Genomic DNA, 4,522 nt, shown 5'->3' with positions numbered 1-4,522 from the left:
GTTGCTTCTTCCTCCTTATAGATATCGCGCAGAAAATCTTCAATAGCAATATCGAAAGTATCACAGATCTTCATCAGTAAGAAACCTGTGATGTTACTCATTTGTAAATTCTCCTGTGGATTGTGTGCAGGCGGTTGGCGTTCCCGCCTGCTGGGTTGGATTTTATTCTTTTTCGTTAGTTTCCCCAAATTGTTCAGCGAGGGCATCGTCGTATTCCTCATCAGACATATCTGTATCGGAACTCGACGCGGGACTGCTCCTTCAATTTCAGATGCTCGGAGCAATTTTGGGGATATATGCCATATCTCAAAATCCTGCTGATGTGCGATCAGACGGCAATCCTCGCGTATGAGATGGTTTTGGAATGCGAGAATAATAGCCGGGTCAAGATCAGTTTCTTTGTTATCGCGATGATCGAGGATACTGGGACGTTCACTATCTTTGGCTAAAATTGCATACGTTCGCATTAGGTTTCCTCTTTTTCTCTGGGCTTTTTCACCGCAGATAATTTGCGGGGATTCAACGCTCCCCGCGTGGCGTTTTTTTACGCTATATATCCTGCCTCGCTCGCAAACTCTTTGTCCTCTCGTGCTTCTCGCTCAATCTGTTCATCATCTTTGAGAAGATCATTGAGTGAGTCGTAAGCGAGGTCATCGCTATCAGTTTCGACGACCGCTGAATTATCACTGAAAACACCAACATAACGATCAGCATCGCTATGCGTATCGTTGATGTCTGCTTCGAGAAACTCAGCAACTTCGCGCGTGCTGGATTCTGAAGATTCTCGGATACGCTGACAGTAATCTGCGAGTGTTTCATTTTCCCGCTTTTTGAAAATTTCAAAGTAATTGTCCTTAGCGGTTTCAATGATGTTCGCGTCGAGCATCTCAACGAGCTCGTCCCATGTGTTAGTTTCGGACACAGTGAAATCAAGGTTATCAAGCATAGCAACGTATGCAGCCTTGTCGTCGACGCTGACCTCTTCAATCGTTTCATTTTCAAGGTCAACGTTGATGCTGATATAGGTATTGAAGAAATTAGAACTGCATTGCATTCTAATTTTTCGATCAGCAAGCAAGTAATCTCTAAATTGGGCGTTTCTCATTAATGTAAGCATGTTTATCCTCTCTTTGCCTCCAGTGTGGCTTTCACTTCAGAGGGAGCGAAAGCGGCGTTTCCGAAATTTTCACGACGGCAGAAAGTTTCGGATTTGAAAGACCTATAGCGAATTACGGTCCCTCGCTCTATTGCATACCGTCTGCTGCTACTGTCGATTGCAACAGCAGTTTCTGGGATTGAATCGACTCGCTCATCATGTTTCTTGTAGCGAGATTTATCTTTGTTGTCGAACCATTCGAGAACTGGGTTGGATTCTTCAGTCTCAACGGGTTCAGTATCGGATGCGGTTAACTTCTCATAAACTTTTCCTGCGGTAGGCAGAGTACTTGTGGTGCCGTGCTTGCTATCACCAAGTGCGACGACTTTGTCAGTTTTAGTATCTACCAGCAGCCAATCGCGAGGGTGGAAGCCTTCGTCGATGGCACCAACGCCGAAGTGGAATTCAGCCGTGCGCCATTTCAGATCATGCTTTTTGAAGGTTTCGTTCATCGTGTTGCGATCCATCATTTTTCTCCTATGGATTGTGGGCAGGCGGTAAACCTGTCGCATTTTGAAGCCCTTTCGTTTGACTTCCGGCAGGGCTTTATGATATGCTATTAAAAGCCAAGCCGAAGTTGATCCTTAGGTTTTTGGTTCGGGGGGCGCTGCAACGCCCCTCATCTTATGTACTTAATTATACACTATATAAGATTATATGTCAAGTAAAATCGTAAAAAATTGTAATGTTTTTGTCCAATTCGACCTTTTTTCGTAAAAAATTGCGAAATTAGGTCATTTTTTTGTGTCCAGCCGTGTGAATTGGGAGGGAATTGGGCGCGATCTCGCGAGAAAACGCGCGCCGCGGTGGACAACTGAGACACTAAAGCGGTAAATATTACTTGACACATTTTGCTGTGATGATAGGCTTTCGTCTTTCCCCTAATTTGGGTGGGCGTATCCGCGTGAAAGTTCCGGGAACGCCTACCTGCTGCTCTGTGCGCTTATGAAGCCGAAAACCGATCGCTACTGGTATCGCCCGCAATGCCCGCTCTGCGGTGCCCAGTGGCGGCGTTGCGCATGCAATGTCCGCCACATTCTTCTGCTACCCACTTTGCGAGGAGTTGGATTGCTTCCTGATAGTCCAGTTTGGATACGTTCTTCACACCCCGCGCTATGAGCAGTTGCCGGACTTTCGCGAAGTTTTGCCTTTCTACTGTGCGCATTTCCCCTTTGTGCCGGTTTTTGCGTAGATAAAAGTTGAATATCATATTTTATAGGGACGGTGGTTCCCCGCCCCCATCCTTATTAGTAGAGTTCTTCCACAAACACAATCGTGCCGCATTTGTAGAAGGTATAGTTGACTTTCTTCTCCATGAGCCCATCTTTACAAGGATCGCAAATGCGGAGAATAAAGGTGGTTGATCTGCCGAGGTTATCCGTTCCTTTGCCTCGGTGTTCATGTGTGTCATGAGAGCCACAGTCTCGGACACAACATTTCGTTTTTTTTGACATTTAGTTTCTCCATTTACTATATTGATAGACCCAATCCACTGCCTCGCCGAGTTTGGTAATAGAGGTAGGAATTGGGCGGGTAAGTTTGAAAGCACTATCAACGACGTTGACTGAATAGCGATCGCTATTGTAGTTAAGCCACGCGACAACAGGCGATCGTTTTGAACGCCATGTCTTGTTTCGCTCGTCGAGAAACATTCCGGTGTTATCGCGTGTCGCGTGCCATCCTAACCCCTTAAGCTCACCGTTTGCGTTTGATGTTTCCGGTGTAGCGTGTTTGTGCTCAAACTTCTCTTTCGCTGCTCGACTTATGAAAACCACCCAGACGGGTTTTTGCCCCTGCAGACCGAGTTGATCTGCAGGGTATTTCCCGGGCGCGTATTGACGGCGAAGTTCTACCCGTTTCCCTTCATCGCGCCACGCCTCCCAAAACTGGGGCGTGGCGATTGCGAAATGCTCATCATTGAATTCGAGGTTGAAAGCGGTTCTGGTTTCGTGTTGCTGCTCTTTTTCTCGCGCGCGGTAATACATGAAAAGGGATTGTCTGCTCATGATGCGTCCCCTTTGCTGAGGATAGTGTCCACTTCAACGAGCAGAGATTTCAGATGGTTTTCTTGCTTTTCAATGAGGCGAAACGTATGTTGATTGAACCTGTTCAGCCTATATTCCAAACACCCTTTTTTATACAGCAATCGAAGGGCATCGAGCAATGTGTTGTGATTTTGTCGCGACGAACAGGATCTCGTCGATGATGAGCCAGTTGGTATGATTTTCCGAAGCGTGCATCCACTTCAGAACTTCGAGCAGCGTCGGAGGGGAAACCTCATCGGGTTTTGGATTCACCGGAGTCGGAGTGGAAGGCGCGGAAACTTCTACAGGCGGCGTTGCAGCCGGTTTGTGAAGTCGGACATCCCCAAACAAAGACGGAACAGCTTCGCGGGGGGCTTTGATGTGCCGAGTTAGGAACCCGCCACGTGTTGCGATGTTGAGCGTCCGCTTTCCTTTTGCGCCGAAAAGCGTGACTTTGACTTGTTTTTTCATGCGTTGATCCTTAGGTTTTTGGTGAGGGGGTGTTGCAGCACCCCCTTAACTGGTGTTATCGCCTCCAGGGCGTGAAATTGAGTGTGAGCTGCTCTGTCGGAACCTGAGCCGGTGATGCGGAATCATTTTCATCGGTAAGGAGTTCGACACTATTGATGGTGACAGATCTTTCCCCGATGCGCTTGCTGGAGCCTTCATCGAGGAGAAAGGTGTAAACCCGAAACGGGTAGACATCGGAGTGGCGTACCCAGCTGGGGTAGCCACTTAGCACGATATCGCTGTCGGTGGTTGGATAAAGGAAAAAGGTTTTTTTCATGAGATGTTTCCTTTCAAGCGAAAAGTATGCTGACCGAAGGGGTTCTGTTTGTGTTCGATTTTCCTCTCGCGCCAGAGTGGACGGAGCAGATCGAGCAGGGACGCGGCGTTGACTTTGAGGTTGAAGTGCTTGGTGGCAACAGCGACGATTTCATCTTCAGTGAGCCAGTTTCCGAAAATAGGGCAATCTGCCATCTTTTGAAGAAGGTCGAGAATGGTGGCAGGGGAATCAACATCTGCTAATTCGGGTTCGGGTTTCGCTTTGGGAGTTTTGTCAACATCCACCAGCAGCGAGAATGCCCATTTCGGTTGATGTGATTTGCTTCCGCATCCGCCCCAAGGCCGGATTGTATTGCACCGCCAGCACTTTTCCCAAAGTTGCTGTTCGTGGGGTTTGACCTCGTCCGCTTTGGGGGGCTGGATCGGAGAACCGCATTTTGTCCGGGCATCGCCATGTGGCGAAAGCCAGACCCAATGCCTTTCGTGCCAGTGCGGCGCGCCAAAGCCCGGACTTTTTCGCCAAGTTTCTGCAAGCACTTCCGCAGATGGAACTTTT

9 protein-coding genes are annotated in these 4,522 nt (G+C 48.1%); all 9 read right to left on the bottom strand.

Going from position 1 to position 4,522, the window contains the following annotated elements; all coding sequences use genetic code 11:
* The coding region (locus tag J4G07_22420; GenBank protein ID MCE2416739.1) for a hypothetical protein at positions 1–467 on the bottom strand (467 nt) is incomplete at its 3' end.
* 77 nt (positions 468–544) lie between these two features.
* Positions 545–1,054, bottom strand: coding sequence for a hypothetical protein (locus tag J4G07_22415; GenBank protein MCE2416738.1), 510 nt, complete (start codon positions 1,052–1,054; stop codon positions 545–547).
* 65 nt (positions 1,055–1,119) lie between these two features.
* A complete protein-coding gene (locus J4G07_22410) occupies positions 1,120–1,626 on the bottom strand; it encodes a hypothetical protein (GenBank protein ID MCE2416737.1) in 507 nt (168 codons plus the stop codon).
* 473 nt (positions 1,627–2,099) lie between these two features.
* The gene (locus J4G07_22405; protein MCE2416736.1) at positions 2,100–2,321 is read right to left on the bottom strand and encodes a hypothetical protein; all 222 of its coding nucleotides are present in this window, start codon (positions 2,319–2,321) and stop codon (positions 2,100–2,102) included.
* Positions 2,322–2,403: 82 nt separating this feature from the next.
* Positions 2,404–2,610 carry a hypothetical protein gene (locus tag J4G07_22400; protein MCE2416735.1) on the bottom strand — a complete coding sequence of 69 codons (207 nt, stop codon included), beginning with the start codon at positions 2,608–2,610 and terminating at the stop codon, positions 2,404–2,406.
* Positions 2,611–3,162 carry a hypothetical protein gene (locus J4G07_22395; GenBank protein MCE2416734.1) on the bottom strand — a complete coding sequence of 184 codons (552 nt, stop codon included), beginning with the start codon at positions 3,160–3,162 and terminating at the stop codon, positions 2,611–2,613.
* Between the two features lie 129 nt (positions 3,163–3,291).
* Positions 3,292–3,651 (bottom strand): hypothetical protein, encoded by a 360-nt coding sequence (locus J4G07_22390; protein ID MCE2416733.1) that lies wholly within the window; start codon positions 3,649–3,651, stop codon positions 3,292–3,294.
* A gap of 55 nt (positions 3,652–3,706) precedes the next feature.
* The gene (locus J4G07_22385) at positions 3,707–3,967 is read right to left on the bottom strand and encodes a hypothetical protein (GenBank protein ID MCE2416732.1); all 261 of its coding nucleotides are present in this window, start codon (positions 3,965–3,967) and stop codon (positions 3,707–3,709) included.
* Positions 3,964–4,522: hypothetical protein (locus tag J4G07_22380; protein MCE2416731.1), on the bottom strand; the 559-nt coding region annotated here is incomplete at its 5' end. The genes J4G07_22385 and J4G07_22380, both read right to left, overlap by 4 nt.

This window comes from Candidatus Poribacteria bacterium, from assembly GCA_021295715.1.
Lineage (GTDB): Bacteria > Poribacteria > WGA-4E > WGA-4E > WGA-3G > WGA-3G.
The sequence above is the reverse complement of the archived record's forward strand: the minus strand, read 5'-3'. Positions and strand labels throughout refer to the sequence as shown.